The organism is Corynebacterium sp. UMB0012, assembly GCF_030216265.1.
Lineage (GTDB): Bacteria > Actinomycetota > Actinomycetes > Mycobacteriales > Mycobacteriaceae > Corynebacterium.
Map to the genome: position 1 here is coordinate 1 of NZ_JASOKQ010000067.1, position 463 is coordinate 463.

At 54.6% G+C, this 463-nt stretch carries 1 pseudogene; it reads left to right on the forward strand.

The annotated features are described in order from the left end of the window. Positions 1-386, forward strand: a pseudogene (locus QP324_RS11885) (integrase core domain-containing protein); the annotation flags it as partial. Positions 387-463 lie beyond the last annotated feature (77 nt).

Here is a 463-nt window from a genome sequence, read left to right on the forward strand (position 1 = left end):
CTCTACAGAAAAGCCGACACTCGCAACGGCTTCGAACAGCTACTGCTCCAAATGGGCATCCACCAAAAGAATGGAACCCCATACCATCCCCAAACCCAAGGAAAAGTCGAGCGCTTCCACCAAACACTCCAAAAGCCCTGAACACAAGGCCATTTGCCCACAACATCGCCGAGCTAAACCAACAACTCGATGACATCATCGACTACTACAACAACCACCGACCCCACCGAGCACTCAACAGACAAACGCCAGTTCAGGCCTACAACCGACTGCCCAAAGCCCAGCCACTCGATATCCCCATCGGCACCGACAACCGCCTACGCCGAGACAAAGTCGACAACGACGGAAAAGTAACCCTCCGCTGGGCCGGCATGATGCGCAAACTCGGACCTGACCCCTGTTTGGTAGACACCTGATATCCAGCCCGGTTGGGTTGGGAAGAAAGGTAATCTACCACCATGCC